The organism is Roseovarius sp. MMSF_3350, assembly GCF_030733425.1.
Taxonomy (GTDB): Bacteria; Pseudomonadota; Alphaproteobacteria; order Rhodobacterales; family Rhodobacteraceae; genus Roseovarius.
This window is the reverse complement of record NZ_JASHIZ010000009.1, coordinates 107,229-127,072: the sequence shown is the minus strand read 5'-3', so window position 1 is coordinate 127,072 and position 19,844 is coordinate 107,229. Positions and strand designations below refer to the sequence as shown.

General features: G+C 65.8%; 20 protein-coding genes. 9 read left to right on the top strand and 11 right to left on the bottom strand.

Annotated features, from left to right (window positions below; genetic code table 11):
- Positions 1 to 32 precede the first annotated feature (32 nt).
- Complete coding sequence (locus RBB31_RS10780; RefSeq protein ID WP_306129295.1) at positions 33 to 584, top strand: TIGR00730 family Rossman fold protein; 552 nt, start codon at positions 33 to 35, stop codon at positions 582 to 584.
- Here RBB31_RS10780 and rarD read toward each other — a convergent pair.
- The 8 genes from rarD to RBB31_RS10740 all read right to left on the bottom strand — a co-directional run bounded on the left by rarD (position 545) and on the right by RBB31_RS10740 (position 8,466).
- Positions 545 to 1,441, bottom strand: coding sequence for an EamA family transporter RarD (rarD, locus tag RBB31_RS10775; protein WP_306129294.1), 897 nt, complete (start codon positions 1,439 to 1,441; stop codon positions 545 to 547). The two genes, RBB31_RS10780 and rarD, sit on opposite strands and share 40 nt — an antisense overlap.
- Before the next feature lie 76 nt (positions 1,442 to 1,517).
- Positions 1,518 to 2,117: a superoxide dismutase gene (locus tag RBB31_RS10770; RefSeq protein WP_306129293.1), complete on the bottom strand. Its 600-nt coding sequence runs from the start codon at positions 2,115 to 2,117 to the stop codon at positions 1,518 to 1,520.
- A 222-nt stretch (positions 2,118 to 2,339) separates the two neighbouring features.
- Positions 2,340 to 2,909, bottom strand: coding sequence for a sarcosine oxidase subunit gamma (locus RBB31_RS10765; RefSeq protein WP_306129292.1), 570 nt, complete (start codon positions 2,907 to 2,909; stop codon positions 2,340 to 2,342).
- The gene (locus tag RBB31_RS10760; protein ID WP_306129291.1) at positions 2,902 to 5,928 is read right to left on the bottom strand and encodes a sarcosine oxidase subunit alpha family protein; all 3,027 of its coding nucleotides are present in this window, start codon (positions 5,926 to 5,928) and stop codon (positions 2,902 to 2,904) included. The genes RBB31_RS10765 and RBB31_RS10760 overlap by 8 nt, the downstream gene beginning before the upstream one ends.
- Positions 5,925 to 6,254, bottom strand: coding sequence for a sarcosine oxidase subunit delta (locus RBB31_RS10755; protein WP_306129290.1), 330 nt, complete (start codon positions 6,252 to 6,254; stop codon positions 5,925 to 5,927). Before RBB31_RS10755 ends, RBB31_RS10760 begins: the two co-directional genes overlap by 4 nt.
- Before the next feature lie 102 nt (positions 6,255 to 6,356).
- Positions 6,357 to 6,590 (bottom strand): hypothetical protein, encoded by a 234-nt coding sequence (locus RBB31_RS10750; protein ID WP_306129289.1) that lies wholly within the window; start codon positions 6,588 to 6,590, stop codon positions 6,357 to 6,359.
- Between the two features lie 219 nt (positions 6,591 to 6,809).
- Entirely contained in the window at positions 6,810 to 7,157 is a 348-nt protein-coding gene (locus tag RBB31_RS10745; protein WP_306129288.1) for a hypothetical protein, read from the bottom strand.
- 64 nt (positions 7,158 to 7,221) lie between these two features.
- The gene (locus tag RBB31_RS10740) at positions 7,222 to 8,466 is read right to left on the bottom strand and encodes a sarcosine oxidase subunit beta family protein (RefSeq protein WP_306129318.1); all 1,245 of its coding nucleotides are present in this window, start codon (positions 8,464 to 8,466) and stop codon (positions 7,222 to 7,224) included.
- A gap of 238 nt (positions 8,467 to 8,704) precedes the next feature.
- Here RBB31_RS10740 and ccmI point away from each other — a divergent pair, with 238 nt between their 5' ends.
- From ccmI to RBB31_RS10725, 3 genes are read left to right on the top strand one after another with little or no spacing between them, the layout of a single operon-like run.
- Entirely contained in the window at positions 8,705 to 9,943 is a 1,239-nt protein-coding gene (ccmI, locus tag RBB31_RS10735; RefSeq protein WP_306129287.1) for a c-type cytochrome biogenesis protein CcmI, read from the top strand.
- Positions 9,940 to 10,416, top strand: a complete 477-nt coding sequence (gene ruvX / locus RBB31_RS10730; protein ID WP_306129286.1) for a Holliday junction resolvase RuvX — start codon at positions 9,940 to 9,942, stop codon at positions 10,414 to 10,416. Before ccmI ends, ruvX begins: the two co-directional genes overlap by 4 nt.
- Positions 10,413 to 10,649 carry a DUF1289 domain-containing protein gene (locus tag RBB31_RS10725; protein WP_306129285.1) on the top strand — a complete coding sequence of 79 codons (237 nt, stop codon included), beginning with the start codon at positions 10,413 to 10,415 and terminating at the stop codon, positions 10,647 to 10,649. The genes ruvX and RBB31_RS10725 overlap by 4 nt, the downstream gene beginning before the upstream one ends.
- 272 nt (positions 10,650 to 10,921) lie before the next feature.
- Here the strand turns inward: RBB31_RS10725 and RBB31_RS10720 are convergent, their stop codons facing one another.
- From RBB31_RS10720 to RBB31_RS10710, 3 genes are all read right to left on the bottom strand, one after another.
- On the bottom strand, positions 10,922 to 11,704 hold the full coding sequence (locus RBB31_RS10720; RefSeq protein ID WP_306129284.1) for a hypothetical protein: 783 nt from the start codon (positions 11,702 to 11,704) through the stop codon (positions 10,922 to 10,924).
- Positions 11,701 to 12,696, bottom strand: a complete 996-nt coding sequence (dusA, locus tag RBB31_RS10715; RefSeq protein ID WP_306129283.1) for a tRNA dihydrouridine(20/20a) synthase DusA — start codon at positions 12,694 to 12,696, stop codon at positions 11,701 to 11,703. Before dusA ends, RBB31_RS10720 begins: the two co-directional genes overlap by 4 nt.
- A 342-nt stretch (positions 12,697 to 13,038) precedes the next feature.
- Entirely contained in the window at positions 13,039 to 15,084 is a 2,046-nt protein-coding gene (locus tag RBB31_RS10710; RefSeq protein WP_306129282.1) for a TonB-dependent receptor domain-containing protein, read from the bottom strand.
- Positions 15,085 to 15,284: 200 nt separating this feature from the next.
- Here RBB31_RS10710 and RBB31_RS10705 point away from each other — a divergent pair, with 200 nt between their 5' ends.
- Genes RBB31_RS10705 through RBB31_RS10685 form a run of 5 tightly spaced genes read left to right on the top strand, consistent with a single transcriptional unit; the run spans position 15,285 to position 19,841 of the window.
- A complete protein-coding gene (locus RBB31_RS10705; RefSeq protein ID WP_306129281.1) occupies positions 15,285 to 16,337 on the top strand; it encodes a hemin-degrading factor in 1,053 nt (350 codons plus the stop codon).
- Positions 16,337 to 17,230 carry a hemin ABC transporter substrate-binding protein gene (locus RBB31_RS10700; RefSeq protein WP_371931319.1) on the top strand — a complete coding sequence of 298 codons (894 nt, stop codon included), beginning with the start codon at positions 16,337 to 16,339 and terminating at the stop codon, positions 17,228 to 17,230. The genes RBB31_RS10705 and RBB31_RS10700 overlap by 1 nt, the downstream gene beginning before the upstream one ends.
- A 3-nt stretch (positions 17,231 to 17,233) precedes the next feature.
- Complete coding sequence (locus tag RBB31_RS10695) at positions 17,234 to 18,301, top strand: iron ABC transporter permease (RefSeq protein ID WP_306129279.1); 1,068 nt, start codon at positions 17,234 to 17,236, stop codon at positions 18,299 to 18,301.
- Positions 18,298 to 19,080, top strand: coding sequence for a heme ABC transporter ATP-binding protein (locus RBB31_RS10690; protein ID WP_306129278.1), 783 nt, complete (start codon positions 18,298 to 18,300; stop codon positions 19,078 to 19,080). The genes RBB31_RS10695 and RBB31_RS10690 overlap by 4 nt, the downstream gene beginning before the upstream one ends.
- Positions 19,081 to 19,091: 11 nt before the next feature.
- Complete coding sequence (locus tag RBB31_RS10685; RefSeq protein WP_306129277.1) at positions 19,092 to 19,841, top strand: ChaN family lipoprotein; 750 nt, start codon at positions 19,092 to 19,094, stop codon at positions 19,839 to 19,841.
- Positions 19,842 to 19,844 lie beyond the last annotated feature (3 nt).

Here is a 19,844-nt window from a genome sequence, read left to right as displayed (position 1 = left end):
CAAAACAAGCCCCTCCAGCCATTGGTGATTTCATGTCCAAGCGTTCCGTCTGTGTCTTTTGTGGCTCACGCAAAGGGCAAAACCCGGCCTACGAGGCCGCGGCGACGGAACTTGGCACCGCCCTTGCGGAACACGACATGCGGCTGGTCTACGGTGCAGGCGACGTGGGCCTGATGGGCGCCGTGGCGCGCGCGGCCCAGGCCGCCGGGGGCGAAACCTTTGGCGTCATCCCCGACCACCTCGTGAAATGGGAAGTCGGCAAGACCGACCTCACCCGCTACATCGTCACCGAGACCATGCACGAGCGCAAGAAGGTGATGTTCATGAACTGCGACTCGGTGGTCGTCCTGCCGGGCGGCGCAGGCTCGCTCGACGAGTATTTCGAGGTCCTGACATGGCGCCAGATCGGACTGCACGAAAAGCCGGTTTTCCTTTTGAATACCGAGGGTTACTGGACAAAGCTCATCCAGCTTATCGACCACGTCATTAATGAGGGTTTCGCCGACACCTCCCTACGCGACTACACCACCGTCGTCGACACCGTTCAGGACCTGATGGAGGGCCTTGGTGCCACCGGCCGGTAACGCCAGCGCGCCAGGCTGTAGAGCGCCAGCGCGGTCCAGATCATGGCGAAGGCGACCATGTGCCAGCCGGTGAAAGCCTCGGCAAATATCAGAACCGCGACGGCGAATTGCAGGCTGGGATTGAGGTAGGACAGCACGCCCACGCTCGCCAGGTCGATCCGCCGCGCGCCATAGCTGAACAGGATCAGCGGCGTGGCCGTCATCGGCCCGGCAAGCATCAGGGTCAGCGCCAGCGCCCAGGATCCCCCCATCACCGCCCCGCCCTGCACCGCCGACCAAACCAGCCATGCCAGTGCCGGGGTCGCCAGCAGCAGCGATTCCGCCGTCACGGATACGACCGGGCCCACATCCAGGTGCTTTTTCAACGCGCCATAGGCGCCGAAACTGGCCGCGATGCTCAGCGCGATCCACGGCGCCACACCCAGGCCCGCGGTCAGAACGGCGACGGCCAGCGCCGCCAGCAGCACCGCCAGCGCTTCGGCCCGGCGCAGCCGTTCGCCGAAAAACAAAAGCCCGAACAGCACCGCCACCAGCGGAAAGATGTAGTATCCCAGCGACGCCTCCAGCGCCTGCCCCGACTTGATGGCCCAGACGAACAGCATCCAGTTGAGCGCGATCAGAACCGACGCTCCGGCCAGAATGCGAAACGTCCCGCGCCCGCGCAGCACGCGCAGCGGTGCACCGACCCGGCCCTGCACACCGAGGACCAACAGGAAGAACACCGCGCCCCAGAGCGTGCGATGCGCCAGAATGTCCAGCACCGGCAGCCCCGCCAGCAGCTTGTAGAACAGGCCCGAAAGTCCCCAGATGGTACAGGCCAGGATGATGGCGCCGACGCCCTTGGCGGTTTCGGTCATGCAGGGTGGCTCCGACAAGAAAACCCCCGGCCAAGCGGCCGGGGGCTGAAATCAGATGATTGGAGGTCGCTGGCACCTACATGCGGCTGGCGACGTTTTCCCAGTTCACAAGCTTGTCGAGGAAGTTCGACAGGTAGTCAGGCCGCTTGTTGCGAAAGTCGATATAGTAGGAATGCTCCCACACGTCACAGCCCAAGAGCGCGGTCTGGTTGAAGCAGACCGGGTTCACGCCATTCTCGGTCTTCGTGACCTTCAGGCTGCCATCGGTGTCCTTGACCAGCCATGCCCAGCCCGAGCCGAACTGACCGCCGCCGGCGGCCTTGAACTCGTCCTTGAACTTGTCGACCGACCCGAAGCTGTCGTTGATCGCCTTCTCCAACTCGCCCGGCATCTTGTTGTCCTCGGGCGTCATCATCTCCCAGAACTGGTTGTGGTTCCACAACTGGCTGATGTTGTTGAATATACCCGACTGCGCGACAGCGTTGGGGTCATAGGTGCCCTTGATGATCTCTTCCAGAGACTTGCCGTCCCACTCGGTCCCCTCGATCGCCTTGTTGCCGTTGGTGACATAGGCGTTGTGGTGAATGTCGTGGTGGTACTCCAGCGTCTCCTTCGACATGCCTTTGCTGGCCAGCGCGTCATGTGCATAAGGAAGATCGGGAAGTTCAAAAGCCATTTGGGGCCCCCTGTTCTTTGAGGTGATATTGCGCGACTACATGGTAGCCTTCGGGGATCAACGTCAAGGCTGTTGTTTTGTTCCTGCGCTGCGGGCGGGCTGTGCGCGGGCGCAGAGCCTGGAAAAACCGCACGATCGTCAGACCTACCTAGGGTGGGTTTCCAACCCACCGCCCCGCACAACAGAAACCACGCGCGCGTTGCTGGAATCCCGTGCAAATCCTTACGCGAAAAGCCCCGTCTCGCCACCCGGTTCCGCCGCGTCCTTGAGCAGGTTGAACGCGTACTCCGCCACCGAGCGGAAGCAGACCACCCGGATCGTCTCGGCATCCACCATCCAGAATGCCGCCGCGATCTGCGCCATGCGCGTGCGCCGGATCATCCCCGGCTCGAACGCGCCGGGTGCCATGTCCACCGGGCACAGCTTGGCGATGATCTCGCGCGCCGCCTTGCCCTGCACCTGGAACACCGCCCGCGCGTCCGACACGTTCACGGCCAGGAAGTGCTCGCCGCTCAGCGCCGCCTCGATCGCCGCCAGCGCGTCGCCTACGCCCTCGTATGGCACCATCAGCAAAAGCTCGTCCGGCGACATCCACGCCGCGCCCTTGTCGCCCGCGACCGCGATCTCGCGCTGCCCCGGCAGGTCCACGCCACAGGCATCCTTGACGGCTTTCTTCATCTTGGCCGAGGACAGATCCCCGCGCAGCGTGATCATGCCCACCAGGCCCACCTCGCGGACCTCGACATAGCCTTGATAAACTGCGCCTTGCAAAGCACTGACAGCCTTAGACATTCTGCTTCTCCCCTTCAGGGTCGTAAAAGACCGCGCTGACGATCTTGGTGGGCACCGTGGTGCCGTCCACCTTGGCGAACTCGATCACCTCGCCCATACGGTCCGGGCCATGCTTGACCAGACCCATGGCAATCCCACGATCCAAGGTCGGCGAATAATAGGTCGAGGTCACCCGCCCCTGCACGTTGCGCTGCCCGTTGGCATTGTCGCCCTCGGCCACGCAATAGGCGCCATCGGGCAGAACCGATCCGTCCACCGTCTGCAAGCCCACCAGCTGCCACCGCTCGGGGTCGGCCATATGGCTGCGCTGCTGCGCCCGCTTGCCGATATAGTCGTCCTTCTTCTTCGAGATTGCCCAGTCCATGCCAAGGTCCTGCGGAATGACCGTGCCATCCGTCTCGTCCCCGATCATGATGAACCCCTTCTCGGCCCGCATCACGTGCAGCGCCTCGGTGCCATAAGGCATCACGCCGAACTCTTTCCCGGCCTCCAGCAACTGATCCCAGAACGCCCGGCCCTGGCTCGCCGGCACCGCGATCTCATAGCTCAGCTCGCCCGAGAACGAGATCCGGAACACCCGCGCCTTCACATCGCCAAACTCGATATCCTGCCACGCCATGAACGGCAGCGCCTCGGCGCTGAGGTCCGCATCGGTCAGCTTTTCCAGCGTCTTGCGGGCATTCGGGCCCACCACACCAATCTGCGCATACTGCTCGGTCACGTTGGCGACATAGACCTTCCAGTCCCACCACTCGGTCTGCAACCACTCCTCCATATGCGCATGAATGCTGTCGGCACCGCCCGTGGTGGTGTGGCACAGGAACGTGTCCTCATCCAGCCGCGCCACCACGCCGTCATCCATCAGGAACCCGTTCTCGTTGCACATCAGCCCATAGCGGCAGCGCCCCGGCTTCAGCGTGCTCATCATGTTGGTATAGAGCATGTCGAGGAACCTGCCCGCATCCGGCCCCTTCACAATGAGCTTGCCCAGCGTGGACGCATCCAGCAGCCCAAGGCTGCCCCGCGTCTGGTTGATCTCACGCTTCACGGCCGCACCAATCTCCTCGCCCGGCGACTGGCGGAAGGTATAGGGACGCCGCCAATGGCCCACCGGCTCCCAGTAGGCGCCGTTCGCCTCGTGCCAGTCATGCATCGGCGTCTTGCGCAGCGGCTGAAAGATCTCGCCCCGCGCCTCGCCCGCAATCGACGCCATTGAAATCGGCGTATAGGGCGGGCGGAACGTGGTCGTCCCGGTCTGCGGAATCGGTTGATTCAATGCATCAGAAAGGATCGCCAAGCCGTTGATATTGCTCAGCTTGCCCTGGTCCGTCGCCATGCCCAGCGTGGTATAGCGCTTGGCGTGCTCGACGCTTTCATACCCTTCGCGCGCCGCCAGCTGCACGTCCGACACCTTCACGTCGTTCTGGTAATCCAGCCACGACTTCATCCGCAGCTTCACGTTGGCGCCCTGCGGCATCATCCAGATCGGCTGAATGACGTTGCTCTGCACGCCCTCCGCCTTCGGTTTCTCGGCCTTCTTCGGGGTCTTGCCCACCGCCTTGGCCGCCGCACGGCCCGCATCTTCGGCATCGGCTAGCACCGCGCCCAACTCCATCTCGCCACTCGCGGTACCGGCGGTCGACACGAACGCCTCGCCCGCCGCCCCCGTGGGGGCCTTTTCCGGGTCGGGCCGGAACATCGCCTGTGTCTCGTCCCACAACAGCTTGCCGCCGCAATGCGACCACAAATGCACCACCGGAGACCAGCCGCCGGACATCGCCACCGCATCGCAGGCGATCTCTTCCGTGACCGCGCCCTCGCCGGCTTGTGCACAGATACCCACGCCGGTCACGCGCTTGCCGCCCTTGACCGATGCAATCCCCTTGCCGGTCTCCACGCGGATGCCCGCCGCCTTGGCCTTCTCGGCCAGCGCGCCCGCGCCCGCCGCCCGCGCGTCAATGATTGCAGGCACGTCGAGGCCCGCCGCCTTCAGCGCCAGCGCGGTCAGGTAGGCGTCGTCGTTGTTGGTCACCACGACCGTACGGTCCCCGACGGAAACCCCATAGTTTACGACGTAATCGCGCACGGCCGAGGCCAGCATCACCCCCGGCACATCGTTCCCGGCAAAGCTCAGGGGCCGCTCGATCGCCCCTGTCGCCGTCACGATCCGGCCGGCACGAATTCGCCACAAACGGTGCCGCGGCCCCTTGGCTTTGGGTTTGTGATCGTTCACCCGTTCATAGCCAAGAAGGTAGCCGTGGTCGTAAACGCCGGCCCCCATCATGCGCAACCGCATGGTCACGTTGGACATTTCGCCCAGCTCGGCGAGCAGTTCATCCACGAACTTATCCACAGGCCCATCGTTGACAGTCGCGTCGTAAAGCGGACCATCCACCGGCGTCCGTCCGCCCCAGACGGCGGTCTGCTCCATCAGCAGCACCTTGGCACCCGACGCCCCCGCCGCACGGGCCGCCATCAGCCCCGCGACACCGCCGCCGATCACCACCACGTCGAAGAACGCGTAAAGATGCTCGTACTTGTCGCCATCCTTGTCCTTGGGCGCCTTTCCCAGGCCCGCGGACTGCCGGATGAACGGCTCGTAGACGTGCTTCCACAGCGGGCGCGGATGGATGAACATCTTGTAATAGAACCCGGCAGGCAGGAACCGCGACAGCTTCGCGTTCACCGCCCCCACATCGAACTCCAGGCTCGGCCAGTGGTTCTGGCTCGTCGCCTCCAGCCCGTCGAAAAGCTCGGTGGTCGTCACCCGCTGGTTCGGCTCGAACGTCTCGCCCCGGCCCATGTTGACCAGGCCGTTGGGCTCTTCCCCGCCCGACGCCACGATCCCGCGCGGGCGGTGATACTTGAAGGACCGGCCCACCAGCATCTGGTCGTTGGCCAGCAAGGCCGAGGCCAGCGTGTCACCCTCAAAGCCCTTCAACCGCTTGCCGTTGAAGGCGAATTCCATCGCGTGCGCCTTGTTGACCAGACGCCCGCCCGTTGCCAGACGCGTGCTCATGAAAACTCTCTCCAGCTCCAGCCCGGCACCTTCGCCGAGATCTTGTCCTTGATGTCCTTCGGCGGCTCGGTGGTCTGCGCCGAATAGGTCCCGTAAACCTCCAGCGTCACCGTGTTGCGCGCGGCGTGAAACCACTTGCCGCAGCCGTTGCTGTGCCGCCAGCGTTCCAGGTGCACGCCCTTGGGGTTCTCGCGCTTGAACAGGTAGCCGTGAAAATCGTCGTCACTCGCACCGGGACCGAACCGCTTCAGATGCGCCTCGCCGCCGCCTGCGAACTCGGTTTCCTCGCCCTTCACCCCGCAATAGGGACATTCCAGGATCAGCATGCCATCCACCTTTCCATGTTGTCTGCGCCAGGCACGACAAAGGCGGGCACCACATGGCACCCGCCCAAGCAATTGCAATCGGTTCCGCCGACGCGGAACGTGTTATTCTGCGACAGCGCCCGTACTTGCCACGCCGTCCGCCGGCGTGTCCGGCACGATGAAGCCGTCCGGCACGTCGGACAGGTCCGGCACAGTGCCGTTGCCCAGCGACCCGGCAAAGACCAGCGCGCCCAGCGCGACGACGACGACGAGGACCCAGAAGAGGCCTGCACTGCCCGCGTCATGGACAGGCATGCCGTATCCGCGCCTCTGCTGCCATTGTTCGTGGTCAGACATCTCTCGAACTCCTCATGGTCGGAGTTCAACCATGCGCCTGTCAGGTGATGCGCGGAAGCACCGGCAAAACCCCGCGCAGGGTTTGGGCCGGTTCCTGCAACTTTCGCGGGAAGGGATGGGCCGCTTTCCGCCAAGTGTGGGCATACCGACACAGGGGCGTCACACACCCCTGCGCCGAGCCACGCAAACTGGTCGGGGCCGGTTACGGCCCCGAAACCGTTATTGCTGGGTTTCGCCTTCCACGTTTTCGGCAGCGCCCTCGACGTTCTCGGCAGCGCCTTCGACTTCTTCAGCCGCGCCTTCGACAGCGTCGGCGGCGTCGTTGGCCGCGTCGGCGACGCCGTCGGCTGCCTCGTCAGACGTTTCGACCGAAACATTGACATCGGACGCTTCGCCACCGTCGCCCGCGGTGTCGGCGCCGTCGCCACCGAACATGATCCATGCGATGATGCCGACAGCGATGACAAGGCCGCCCACGATAAAGGCCATGGTTGCGCCGCCACCGCCGCCTCCGCCACCGGAATGCTGCGGCGGGGGTGTCGTATTGTTTGTATTGTAATCGGACATCTCGGTTCTCCGTTCCTTCTGGAATCCGACACCCTAACGCCCAATATGGCTCGGCGGTTCCCCATCAGTGCGCGACCCCGGCGGCAACGCTCTCATCAATGAACCGCCCTTCGTAGAACCGCTCCAGCCCGAATTCGGCCGTCAGCGGCGAATACCCCTTCGCCATCAACTCGGCAAAGCCCCAGCCCGAGCCCGGGATCGCCTTGAACCCGCCGGTGCCCCAGCCGCAGTTGATGAACACGTTCTCCACCGGCGTCTTCGACAGGATCGGAGAGCGGTCGCCGGTCATGTCAACGATCCCGCCCCACTGCCGCAGCATCTTCAGGCGGCTGATCATCGGGAAGGTCTCGATCAGCGCCCTGACCGTTTCCTCGATATGGTGAAAGCTGCCCCTCTGGGTATAGTTGTTGTAGTTGTCCGCACCGCCGCCGATCACCATCTCGCCCTTGTCCGACTGGCTCATGTAGCCGTGCACCGTGTTGGCCATCACTACCACGTCCATGCAGGGCTTGATCGGCTCGCTCACCAGCGCCTGCAGCGCGACGGACTCGATCGGCAACCGGAAGCCGGCCATGTCGGCCAGATGCCCCGAATGCCCCGCCACGACGATACCCAGCTTGTCGCAGGCGATGTCGCCGCGGTTGGTGCTCACGCGCGTGACCTTGCCGCCCTCACTGCGGATACCCGTCACTTCGCATTTCTGGATCACGTCCATGCCCATGGCCGAGCACGCCCGCGCATAGCCCCAGGCCACCGCATCGTGCCGCGCCGTGCCGCCCCGCGCCTGCCACAGCCCGCCCAGCACCGGATAGCGCGGACCCTCCAGGTTGATGATCGGGCACAGTTCCTTGACGCGGCTGGGGCTGATGAACTCGGTCTTCACGCCCTGCAGTGCGTTGGCATGCGCCGTCCGCTCGTACCCCCGCACCTCGTGCTGGGTCTGCGCCAGCATGATCACGCCGCGCGGGCTGAACATCACGTTGTAGTTCAGGTCCTGGCTCAGTGTCTCATAGAGGCTGCGCGATTTCTCGTACATCGCGGCCGAGGCATCCTGCAGGTAGTTCGACCGGATGATCGTCGTGTTCCGGCCCGTGTTGCCACCGCCCAGCCAGCCCTTTTCCAGGATCGCCACATTCCTAATGCCGTGGTTCTTGCCCAGGTAATACGCCGTCGCCAGGCCATGCCCGCCCGCGCCGATGATGATCGCGTCGTATTTCTTCTTCGGCTCCGGCGAGGCCCAGGCCCGCTCCCAGCCCATGTGATATCTCAGCGCTTCTTTCGCGACGGCAAAGGCGGAATAACGTTTCATCAGGCGGGTCTCGCTCATGGCACAGAATGGGTCCGGCGCGGCACAGATTCGCCCCCGCGCCGCATCATTGCCCCCGTATGTATCAGACGGGCCAGAACGCCGACACCTGATGCGGCACGAAAGGCCCGGTTTGCGACATGCCGCCGCCCATCCGCCCCTGCGACACCAAGGGCGACCACTTGCCCCTTTCGGTTTGGCCGCCCAATCGTTAAATCACCCCCGAAGACAGGGAGTTCACATGACATTCTGGGTGCTCGCCATCGCCTTGGGCCTCGCCTGTGCCGCCGTTCTCGGGCTGGTGCTGTTCCGTGGCCGTGTCGGCGACGCGCCGCCTGCCGCCTATGACCTTCAGGTCTACCGCGACCAGCTCAAGGAGGTCGACCGCGACCTCGCCCGCGGCGTCATCACACCCGAGGATGCCGAGCGGACCCGCTCGGAAGTCTCCCGCCGCATCCTCGCCGCCGACGCCCAACTTCAGGCGACCGGACAGGCCGGCGCCCGGCCCGCCCTTCCGGGCAAGCTGTTCGCCGCCCTCGCCCTTCTTGGCCTCGTCGCAGGCGCCGGCTGGCTCTACACGCAAATGGGCGCGCCCGGCTATGCCGACATGCCCCGCACGGCGCGGCTCGCCGCCTCCGACACGGCCCGCGCCAACCGCCTGCCCCAGGACGAGGCCGAAGCGCGCTTCGAGGCCTCCCAGCCCGTCAGCCCTGATATGGACAAGGTCGATCCGCAATATCTGGAACTCATGGAGCGCCTGCGCGAAGCCGTCGAAAGCCGCCCGGACGAGCTTCAGGGCTACGTTTTGCTGGCCCGCAACGAGGCCGCGCTCGGCAACCTTTCCGCCGCCGCCAAGGCCAAGGGCCGGGTCATCGAACTGAAGGGCGACGCCGCCACCGCCGGCGACTATGCCGAACTGGCCGACATGATGATCTCCGCCGCCGGGGGCTACGTCTCCGCCGACGCCGCCGAGGCCATTCGCGCCGCCCTCGCCCACGATCCGGCCGAGCCGCGCGCACGCTACTACATGGGTCTCTACATGATCCAGGTCGACCGCCCCGACATCGCCTTCCGCACCTGGGACCGCCTCTTGCGCGAAAGCGCTCCCGACGCCCCCTGGACCGCCCTCATCCGCCCCAGGATCGAGGAACTGGCCTGGCGCGCCGGCATTAATCGGTACGAGCCTCCCGCAGAGAATGCCGCCCCCGGCCCCTCGCAGGGCGATATCGACGCCGCCGGCGACATGAGCGCCGAGGACCGCGCCGCCATGATCCGCGGCATGGTCGATCGCCTCGCCACCCGCATCGAAGAGACCGGCGGCACCGAAGGCGAATGGGTGCGCCTGTCCAACGCCTACGCCGTGCTGGGCGATTTCGACGCGGTGCGCGATTTGCTGGCCCGCGCACAGGACCGCTTCGACGACCCCATGGTGATCGACACCATCACCAACGCCGCCAAGCAGGCCGGTTACTCCGAATGATCATCGAGGATTTCGCCGAATTCGCCGCCGCTCTGCCCGGCTTCCAGCCCCTGCTCGCGCTCGACCTCGGCACCAAGACGATCGGCGTCGCCGCCTCCGATGCGCTGCTGTCCTCCGCCAACCCGGTCGAGACCGTCAAGCGCACCAAGTTCACCGCCGATGCCGACCGCCTGCTGGCCATTGCCGCCGACCGCACCGCCGCCGGGATCATCCTCGGCCTGCCCCGCAACATGGACGGCTCCGAGGGTCCGCGCTGCCAATCCACCCGCGCCTTCGCCCGCAACTTGGCGGCGCGCACCGACCTCGCAATAGGTTTCTGGGACGAACGCCTGTCCACCGTTGCGGCAGAAAGAGCACTGATCGAGGCCGATTTGACCCGAAAGCGTCGCGCAGAGGTGATCGATGCCGTGGCCGCCGCGTATATCCTGCAAGGAGCGCTGGACCGAATCCGCCACCTGAAAGCCGAGACATGAACGACAACCCCGTCTGGAACCGCAACGAGATCGAAAGCCCCTGCGTGCGCATCTGCGTGGTCCACCCCGAGGCGCGGATCTGCACGGGTTGTTATCGCACCATCGACGAGATCGGCCGCTGGTCCAGGATGACGCCCGACGAGCGCCGCGAGATCATGGCCGACCTGCCCGACCGCGCCGCCACCCTCACCAAGCGCCGCGGCGGCCGCGCCGCCCGGCTGAAGCGCGGCTGAAACCGCCCGCACGGACGGTTTCCCTCGGCGCACCGAAAAATTGCAATTTTTCGGCCCGGAATTTTGCAAAATTCCGCACCCCGCTCCGACGTCACGCCCAAAGCAACCCGTCAGGATAACGCCGCAACTATTGCGCCCCGGCAAACGCACCGTACGCTCTGTTCATTTCACCCTTCGGCCAATGGCACCGACGGAATACCACCCGGATACCGACGCGATACCGACACGGAATTCACGGTTTTCCCGGCGTTAACCGTCGAGTCGCCCGACCCTCAGGGCGCAGTCAGCCACTGATGGCCCAGGATCGGCCATTCGGGCCTGAAATAGACGATCATCCGCCCCTCGTCCGGTGCCTCCGCGCCGTCCTCCCACGGTGCCACGCCATGCAAGGCCAGCCGGTGAACGACATAAGCCTCCCCCGGTCTCGCCGGCAGCAGAACCCTCTCGCACGTGTCGAACACCTCCCGCCGTGCGGCCTTGTAGATATCCGTCAGATCGACCCTGTCCCACGCCTCCGGCGGCACGCCTTCCAGCGCCTCGCCAAAGGCCGCTCGCATCACTTTATGACTGCCTTCCCAGACACTTAGCGGGCTGGCGCCAGTGCCGCACTCCGTCACCGGCAACCCCAGGATATATGCGTGCCGCTCCTTCAGGAACCGCCGCCGGTCCGGCCCTTCCAGCAACAGCCCGTCCACATGCGCCGCGTCCCGCCGCAGCCTGTATCCGAATGCCGCGTCCTCCTCGCCCGCCTTGGGTCGGGGATAGCCCGGATACATCACCGACACCTGCCCCCGGTGCAGCGGAAGCCGCCCATAAAGCGCCGACACCGCCTCCCACGCCTGTCCCGTCAGCGACCCGGCCTCGCCCACGGCCCCGTCAGGCGCATTGGGCAGGGTCTCCACCCCCACGAACCACGTCCCTTCGCAATACATCCAGCGTTGTTCTTCAGGCGCTCTAACCCTCTCTTTCGCAACGGAAAACGCCGCCTCGACCCAGGCCTTCACGGCCGGTTCATACGCGAACCGCGCCCATCCCCTCTCAAGAAATTCCTTCACGCGGCGACCCCCGTCACCTGCGCCAGCGCCTCCTCGACCAGCGCCGTTCCGGCGCCCGGTTTCGTGGCGCGTTCCGACAGCACCCGCCGCCACGCCCGGGCCCCCGGCTGCCCGGCAAAAAGCCCCAGCATGTGCCGCGTCACCTGATGCAGCTTACCGCCTGAAATCAAATGGTTTTCGATGTAGGGCAGCATGGCCTTCACTGCCTCTTCTCCCGTCCGGTCCGGCCCCGGTTCGCCGAACACCCGCCGGTCAACCGCGCCCAGGATATCGACCGGCCGGTGATAGGCCGCCCGCCCCAGCATCACACCGTCCAGCCCGGCCTCCAGACGGGCCACCGCCCCGTCCAGCGTCTCAACCCCACCATTCAGCGAAATATGCAACTCCGGAAACTGCTCCTTCATGCGCGCCACAAGGTCATAATCCAGGGGCGGAACATCCCTGTTTTCCTTGGGGCTCAGCCCCTGCAGCCACGCCATGCGCGCATGAATGGCGAACCGCTGCACCCCCGCCGCGCTGACCGTTTCAAGGAACGCCGGCAACACCGCCTCGGGCACCTGGTCGTCCACCCCGATCCGGCATTTCACCGTCACCTCGACAGCCACCGCCGCCTTCATCGCGGCGCAGCAGTCCGCCACCAGTTCCGGCTGTTTCATCAGCACCGCCCCGAAGGTACCCGACTGCACCCGGTCGCTTGGACAGCCTACGTTCAGGTTGATCTCGTCATAACCGGCCTCCGCCCCCAGTCGCGCGGCCGCCGCCAGTTCTTCCGGCTCGGATCCTCCCAGTTGGAGCGCCACCGGATGCTCTTCCGGCGCATAATCCAACAGGTGCAGCGCCCCACCGCGTACCAGCGCGGGCGCCGTCACCATCTCGGTGTAAAGCAACGCGTTTCTCGACAATTGCCGATGCAGGAACCGGCAGTGACGGTCGGTCCAGTCCATCATCGGGGCGACAGAGAGGCGAGAGGCATGTTTTGCGTTTGGCGTCATATGCTTAAATCATATCTCAGCTTGAACTCACCGGCAGTGATTTCCTGTGGTTCCCGAAGATTTCCCTCGGTTTCCAAGGGTTTTTCAACCGCATCTGCTACCGAGTAGCATTATCCCCCGCGCGCGTCACCTCCGAACCAGGGTTTCGGCCGGGCGATCATATATACAGAGGGATATCTTTCCAGCCGCGCAGCGGAAACCCGCGCGGCAATGACGCCATGCCCCGATAGAGCCGTGTCACCAGACACGGTGACGATCCCACCAAGGACCGTCACCGCGGCATGGCGCGCGCTGGCCACACAAGCCCCGCCGAACCGCCTGACCCGAGACGCAGGCCGCGTCTCAGAACGCTTGCGTCAGCGACACCTTGAACGTCCGCCCCGGCGCCTTGCGCGTGGGCGAGGACAGGTGCCCGACATAATCCTTGTCGAACGCATTCTCGATCCCGAACCGCACCTCGGTGCCTTCCAGCCAATTGGTCTCGGGCCTCCACGTGGCGCGCAGGTTGTGTACCGTGGTGTCGCCCAGATCCGCGCCAAGCGCGTCGAACCGATCGGCGGCGTGCACCACCTCCCAGCTCAGGTCCAGGTCGTCACCGACCCGCTGACCGACCGTCAGCTGCAGCCGGTCGGCCGCACTGTTGCGCCAGGTATCGGAGGTGCCGTCGGGGTTGTATTCCCGCCCCTCGCCGACATGCCCCGCCAAATCGACGTAAAAGCCGCCCGCGGTGCCATAGGACGCCTCCAGTTCCAGCCCCTCGGTCGTTACGCCGTCAAGATCGGTCCCGGTCGCACCGGGTACGGTATAGGTGGTGATATCCCACAGTTTCGTCTGGTAGAGGTTGCCGCGCACGGTGAACGAGTCACCTGCCGCGAACACGTCGGTGCCGGTATAGGCGGCGCCGATCTCGAACGTATGCGACTTTTCCGTCATGGCCAGCCGCCGCTGCGAGGTGGGCGTGGCATCAAGGTCGTCAATCAGCGGCAGACCTTCGGTATAAGCCGCGCTGCCGAACAACGAGAACCCGTTGCCGAAGTCATAGGCCAGCGCCAGCCCCCCCATCAGCGCGTCGTTGCTGTAGCTGTCGGGCACCCCGGCCAGCGGCGTCGAGCTTTCGATCTTTGAGCTTTCATAGCGCACCGCCGGCGTTACCGTCACCGGCCCGATCGTCATCTCGTTCACCATGAACGCGGCAAAGCGGTCGTCGGTGCCGCCCGGCGCGGCGGCCGCATCCAGGCGCTTCTTGTGAATGCCTTCGATCCCCGCCAGCATGTCGTGCTCGACCTGCCCCGTCGTGAAAAGCGCCCGGTTGGAAATCGTCAGCTTGGTCGTCTCGTAGCGGTTGTCTGCGCAGATCACACCAAAGAACGGGCTGGCGCAGAACACGTCCACCGGCTGCCCGCCCTGGAAGGGCGAGCTTCCGTCGATATAGGTCGTGTCGATTTTCTGGTCGGCATAGGACAGGTTCGCCCGCAGGTCGATCAGGTCGCTGAGCGGATTGAAGCGATATTCGACGGTCGTCTGTTTCGTGTCGGTGATGCGATCGACCCGGCCAAAGCTGCCCGCCGTCGTCTCGAACTGATCATAGGGCACGTCCTTGTCGTCGGCCTCGGTCCGCGAATGGCTGAACATCAGCGAATGCGCGTCTTCCTGCCCAAAAGTGAACCGGGCCTTGGCCAGGAAAGACGGCGTATTGAAGGAACTGTTTCCGATCTTCGTGCCGTCGCCGGCTTCCAGCGTGCCTTGGTCACGCCAGGTATAGTTCAGCAGGAACTCGGCTCCCTTGGCGGGCATCCACGCAAGGTTCGTCGAACTGGTGAAGCCATGTCCGTTCGAGCTGAACTCCAGCGTCTGCGACCCGCCAAAGCCGGGCACCCCGCCGGTGAAATCCGACGCGTCCTTGGTCTCCAGCTTCACGACGCCGCCAACGATGCCCGACCCATAGGCGAAGCTGCCGATCGTGCCACGGATCACCTCGACTTCCTTGTAGAGCAGCGGGTCGGTGAACAGCTGCGTTCCCAGCCGATAGATCTCTTCCGACCCGACCGAAGCGCCGTCGATCTGCACCGCGATCTTCTGATCCGAGCCGTAAGTGGTATTGGCCCCGAACCCGCGGATATTGATCCCCGACCCCTGCGGCGTGGTACCGTTCACCAGCGTGACGCCGGGAACCGAGTCGATCAGCTGCGCGACCGTGCTGGCCTGCCGGTCCTTGATTTCCTCTTCGTCGACAACGGTCCGAGGCAGCGCCGTGCCGAATGTCAGGTCCCGTTTGCCGGGGGTCAGGACCAGGGTCCCCAGAAAGCCGGGCTCTTCCTGCGCCATGGCCGTTCCGGCCAGGGACAGGCAGACGAGCGCGGTCGTCCCACGCATGAATGTGGTAAGCATGAACGCCATCCTTCTTGCACGTTTTTCACCGGTGCTTGCGAAGGGCTGGCGCGGTAGATTGATTGATTGCGATGCACATCATCGCGATGGGTTGCACCGATACTCTTAACCGACTAAAACAGTCAAGTAAATTGCGAGAGCCACGCTCCCCGACTCTGCGAGCCAAGCCATCGGACCCCACGTCATTCCGAGGATGCCCAATGAGCGAGCGATCTGAACCGACCCCCGAAACGATTCGTGTCTTCCAGGCCGAGAACCCCAAAATGCGGACCCGCGACCAGGCCGACGCGCTCGGGATCTCCGAGGCTCAGCTTGTCGCCGCCCATGTCGGTCGCGGCACTACGCGGATTGCCGCGCATCCCGACCGGATCATTCCCGCCGCCGAGAAGCTGGGCGAGGTCATGGCTCTGACCCGGGTCGACGCCTGCGTGCACGAGAAGGTGGGCGAATACGGCAACTACCATCCCGGCGAACATGCCGCGATGACCCTGACCGAGGATATCGACCTGCGGATCTTCCAGTCGCACTGGGTTCACGCCTTCGCCGTGGAAACCCCGTCGGATGACGGCCCGCGCCGGTCGCTCCAGGTATTCGACGCCGCCGGCGATGCCGTGCACAAGATCCACCTGCGCGAGGCCTCGCACCATGACGCCTGGGCGGGCATCACAGCCGACCTTGCACACGAGAACCAGACCGAAGGTCAGACGGTCACCGCGCGCCAACCCGTCGAAGCGCCAAAATCGCGGCCCGACAAGCTCGACATCCTGCGCGAGGAATGGGCGCGTCTGACCGACACGCACCAATTCCTGCGCCTGTGTTCCAAGCTGAAGATGAACCGCCTCGGCGCCTACCGCATCGCGGGCGCGCCCTTCGTGCGACAGCTCGATCCCACCGCGGTCGATGCGATGCTGCACGCCGTGCGCGATGCCGGGATCGAGATCATGCTCTTCGTCGGCAACCGCGGCTGCATCCAGATCCATTCCGGCCCGATCCGCACCCTGCGCCCGATGGGGCCGTGGCAGAACGTGATGGACCCCGGATTCAACCTGCACCTGCGGCGCGACAAGGTGGCCGAAGTCTGGGCGGTCGAAAAACCCACCCAACGCGGCCCCGCCATCTCGGTCGAGGCATTCGATGCCGAGGGCGGCCTGATCTTCCAGACCTTCGGGCTGGGCAAGGAAGGGCGCGATTCGCGGCCCGAATGGGGCCGGATCGTCGCGGATCTGCCTTCGCTTGAAGAGGTGCCGGCATGATGTGCAGCAAATCGACGGGCGCCGCGATTGCCGCGCTCTGCACCTCGATGGTCGGGGCCTTCGTCGCGCTGGCCGTCAGCGCGCAGCAGGCCGAGACCCCCGCCAATCCACATGCCGAGGTGCTGTCCATCGGCGGCGCGGTGACCGAGATCGTCGCCGCGCTGGGGCAGGACCACCGGCTAAAGGCGCGTGACACCACATCGACCTACCCGCCCTCGATGCAGGACCTGCCCGATGTCGGCTACATGCGCGCGCTCTCGCCCGAGGGCGTCCTGTCGGTGGGCCCGACGCTCATCATATCGGGCGAAGGTGCCGGCCCGCCCGAAGCACTGGACGTGATCCGCGCCGCAGATGTCGCGTTCGTCGAAGTACCCGACGCCCTGACCACCGACGGCATCCTGCGCAAGATCGACATCGTGGGCGAGGCGCTCGACGTGCCTGAGCAGGCCGATGCGCTCGCCGCCAAGGTCGAGGCCGAGATGCAGACAGCCATCGAGGACGCCCGCCGCCCCGAGGCCGACAAGAAGCGCGTGCTTTTCGTGCTATCGACCCAAGGCGGCCGGATCAACGCCTCGGGCACCGGCACCGCCGCCGACGCGATCATCCGCATGGCCGGCGGCGTGAATGCAATCTCTGAATTCGAAGGCTACAAGCAGGTCACCGACGAGGCGATAGGCACCGCTGCGCCCGACGTGATCCTGATGATGGACCGCACAGGCGATCATGCCGCCGATGACGACGCGCTCTTTGCCATGCCCGCGATCCGACTGACGCCCGCAGCGCAGGACCGCACTGTGGTGCGCATGGACGGCCTTCTGCTGCTGGGCTTCGGCCCTCGCACCGCCGAAGGAATCCGCCAGCTCAACGCGGCGCTTTACGGCACGGACAGCTAGAGAATGACCGCCGCCACCGATTTCGACGCCGCCCCACGAGACCGCGCATCCCGCGCCCGCGCCCTGCACTGGGCGCTGGCGGCGGCGCTGGTCCTCGTGTCCCTCGCCAGCCTCCAGGTGGGCGCGACCGACGTGACCCTCTCGAACCTCGCCACCAAGCTGGCGCGGGGCGAGGCGCTGACCCAGATGGACCGCGTCGTGCTGTGGGATATTCGGCTGCCGCGCCTCGCCATGGGTGGCCTTGTCGGCGCGGCGCTGGCGGTGTCGGGGGCCGCAATGCAGGGGCTGTTCCGCAACCCGTTGGCCGATCCCGGTATCGTCGGCGTGGGCGCCGGCGCCGGGCTGGGCGCCATCCTCGCTATCGTGCTGGGCGGCCTGCTGCCGCCCTGGGTGAACACCCTCACCGGCAACCAACTGACGCCCTTCGCCGCGTTTCTCGGCGGCTGGGGCTCGACCCTCCTGCTCTACCGCGTCGCCACGCGCCACGGACACACGTCGGTCGCCACGATGCTGCTGGCGGGCATCGCGCTCGGGGCGCTGGCCGGGGCGGTGTCGGGCATCCTGGTCTATATCGCCGACGACACGCAATTGCGCGACCTCACCTTCTGGGGCCTCGGCTCGCTCGCCGGGGCCAGCTGGGCCAAGGTGCTGACGGCGGGGCCGATGATCCTGCTCGCTATCGCCGCCGCGCTGACGCTGGGGCGCGGCCTGAACAGCCTGGCCCTGGGCGAGGCGACGGCGGCCCATATCGGCGTCAGCGTCCAGCGTCTGAAATCCATCGCGATCCTCGCCGTCGCTGCGGCCACCGGCGCCGCGGTCGCGGTCTCTGGCGGCATCGGCTTTGTTGGCATCGTGGTGCCGCACCTTCTGCGACTCGCCTCCGGCCCCGACCATCGCACGTTGCTTCTGAACTCGGCACTGCTTGGCGCCATCCTGCTGATCCTCGCGGACGTCATCGCACGGGTCGTGATCGCCCCCGCCGAACTGCCCATCGGGATCGTCACCGCGGTGCTCGGGGCGCCGGTCTTTCTATGGATCCTGCTGACACGCCGGGGGCTTGCCGACCTATGAGCTTCATCGCCGAGAGAATCCGCGTCTCCTATGGCCGCCGCGAAGCCCTGCGCGGCGTTTCATTCCACGCCGATCCCGGCCTGGTCACGGCCATCGTCGGCCCCAACGGGTCGGGAAAGTCCACGCTGCTGGGGGCGATGACGGCCTCCCTGCCCCATACCGGAGCGGTCCGCCTGAACGGCCGCGACATCGCGGCGATGAAACCTTGGGAATTGGCCGCCGAACGCGCGGTCCTGCCCCAGTCGGCGCGGCTCGCTTTCCCGTTCACCGTGATCGAGGTGGTGCGCCTCGGCCTGCAATCGGGCACCGCCGGCGACCGCCCCGAGGTGCCCATGCAGGCCCTCTCCCGCGTCGGCCTTGCCCACTATGCCAACCGCACCTTTCAGGAGTTGTCCGGCGGCGAGGCACAGCGCGTCATGCTGGCCCGCGTGCTCGCCCAGGTCTGGAGCCCGGTCGAGCATGGCCGCCCCCGCTGGCTGTTGCTGGACGAGCCGGTCAGCAGCCTCGATATCGCGCACCAGTTGCAGGTGATGGAGATCGCCCGCAGCTTCGCCCGCGCCGGCGGCGGGGTCATCGCCGTCATGCACGACCTCAACCTGACAGCACTTTTCGCCGACCGCGTCGCCGTCCTGTCCGAAGGGCAGCGTCTGGCCTTCGGCACGCCGGCCGAGGTGCTGACCGATGCCACCCTGTCGCGGGCCTATGGCTGCGAGCTGCGTGTTTGCTCTCCACCGCCCGTCGGTGTGCCCTATATACTGCCGCACGCGGCCTCTGCCTGAAAGGATACCCGGTGCGCCTAGCCATTCTCTCGCTCTGCCTCGCGGCCCCCGCGCTGGCCCAGCCCGCCGCGGATATCGTCATCCTGGGCGAGGTGCACGACAATCCCGACGCCCATCTGGGCCAGGCCGCGGCGATTGCCGAATTGCAACCCACTGCCGTCGTCTTCGAAATGCTGACCGCCGACGAGGCCGCCCGCGTCGATGTCGATCGGTCGCTGGCCGAAGAGGCATGGACCACCAGCGGCTGGAGCGACTTCGACATTTACGCCCCCATATTCGATGCGCTGAGCGAGGCCCGGATCATCGGCGCCGCGGCTCCGCGGGACAGCGTGCGCACGGTCTATACCGAAGGTGCCGCCAAAATCTTCGGCCCCGACGCCGCGCTTTATGGCCTGGACACGGCCCTGCCAGCGGATCAGCAAAGCACCCGCGAGGAGATGCAGTTCGCCGCCCATTGCGAGGCCATGCCCCGCGACATGATGGCCGGGATGGTCGCCGTGCAACGCTACCGCGACGCGGTGTTCGCCCGCGCAGCACTCGAGGCGCTCGAACGCCACGGCCCGCCCGTTGCCGTGATCGCCGGAAACGGCCACGCCCGCACGGACTGGGGCATTCCCGCGATGATTGCCCGTGCGGCCCCTGAAGTCACCACGCACTCCATCGGCTTTGTGGAGGCCGAAACCAACGCGCCATTCGACGAAACCCGTATCGTGCCCACGGCCCCGCGCGACGACCCCTGTGCTACTCTCACCAACCAGTAAGGA

Excerpts from the sequence above, each read along its gene's own strand:
- RBB31_RS10765 (WP_306129292.1), bottom strand. The coding sequence starts at position 2,909 with ATGTCTAAGGCTGTCAGTGCTTTGCAAGGCGCAGTTTATCAAGGCTAT.
- RBB31_RS10750 (WP_306129289.1), bottom strand. The coding sequence starts at position 6,590 with ATGTCTGACCACGAACAATGGCAGCAGAGGCGCGGATACGGCATGCCT.
- rarD (WP_306129294.1), bottom strand. The coding sequence starts at position 1,441 with ATGACCGAAACCGCCAAGGGCGTCGGCGCCATCATCCTGGCCTGTACC.
- RBB31_RS10780 (WP_306129295.1), top strand. The coding sequence starts at position 33 with ATGTCCAAGCGTTCCGTCTGTGTCTTTTGTGGCTCACGCAAAGGGCAA.
- RBB31_RS10770 (WP_306129293.1), bottom strand. The coding sequence starts at position 2,117 with ATGGCTTTTGAACTTCCCGATCTTCCTTATGCACATGACGCGCTGGCC.
- RBB31_RS10710 (WP_306129282.1), bottom strand. The coding sequence starts at position 15,084 with ATGCTTACCACATTCATGCGTGGGACGACCGCGCTCGTCTGCCTGTCC.
- dusA (WP_306129283.1), bottom strand. The coding sequence starts at position 12,696 with ATGACGCCAAACGCAAAACATGCCTCTCGCCTCTCTGTCGCCCCGATG.
- RBB31_RS10760 (WP_306129291.1), bottom strand. The coding sequence starts at position 5,928 with ATGAGCACGCGTCTGGCAACGGGCGGGCGTCTGGTCAACAAGGCGCAC.
- RBB31_RS10695 (WP_306129279.1), top strand. The coding sequence starts at position 17,234 with ATGACCGCCGCCACCGATTTCGACGCCGCCCCACGAGACCGCGCATCC.
- RBB31_RS10690 (WP_306129278.1), top strand. The coding sequence starts at position 18,298 with ATGAGCTTCATCGCCGAGAGAATCCGCGTCTCCTATGGCCGCCGCGAA.
- RBB31_RS10700 (WP_371931319.1), top strand. The coding sequence starts at position 16,337 with ATGTGCAGCAAATCGACGGGCGCCGCGATTGCCGCGCTCTGCACCTCG.
- ruvX (WP_306129286.1), top strand. The coding sequence starts at position 9,940 with ATGATCATCGAGGATTTCGCCGAATTCGCCGCCGCTCTGCCCGGCTTC.
- RBB31_RS10755 (WP_306129290.1), bottom strand. The coding sequence starts at position 6,254 with ATGCTGATCCTGGAATGTCCCTATTGCGGGGTGAAGGGCGAGGAAACC.
- RBB31_RS10745 (WP_306129288.1), bottom strand. The coding sequence starts at position 7,157 with ATGTCCGATTACAATACAAACAATACGACACCCCCGCCGCAGCATTCC.
- ccmI (WP_306129287.1), top strand. The coding sequence starts at position 8,705 with ATGACATTCTGGGTGCTCGCCATCGCCTTGGGCCTCGCCTGTGCCGCC.
- RBB31_RS10740 (WP_306129318.1), bottom strand. The coding sequence starts at position 8,466 with ATGAAACGTTATTCCGCCTTTGCCGTCGCGAAAGAAGCGCTGAGATAT.
- RBB31_RS10705 (WP_306129281.1), top strand. The coding sequence starts at position 15,285 with ATGAGCGAGCGATCTGAACCGACCCCCGAAACGATTCGTGTCTTCCAG.
- RBB31_RS10725 (WP_306129285.1), top strand. The coding sequence starts at position 10,413 with ATGAACGACAACCCCGTCTGGAACCGCAACGAGATCGAAAGCCCCTGC.